Annotated in this window: 1 protein-coding gene; it reads right to left on the reverse strand. The window is 59.2% G+C overall.

Annotated features, from left to right (window positions below):
* The coding region (locus tag ACNFHO_RS27460; protein WP_416767980.1) for an immunoglobulin-like domain-containing protein at positions 1–206 on the reverse strand (206 nt) is incomplete at its 3' end.

Raw genomic sequence — 206 nt, forward strand, 5'->3', positions numbered from 1 at the left:
GGCTCATCGGTGACATCGGTTTTCACTTCGCCCTGACCCAGGGTCAGCTTTTCGAAGTTATCGGCACCAGTGACGGACTCCAGCTTGTTGACGATTGCTGGCTGGCCGCCGACGTACACGTCATCAGGGGCGTGGATGGTGATGGTCCCGGTGGCGCTGCCAGCCGGAACAGTCACTTTCGTGCCATCCGAAAGAGTGAAGGTCAG

Origin of the sequence: Pseudomonas sp. NY15374, from assembly GCF_048068255.1 — a bacterium.
Lineage (GTDB): Bacteria > Pseudomonadota > Gammaproteobacteria > Pseudomonadales > Pseudomonadaceae > Aquipseudomonas > Aquipseudomonas machongensis.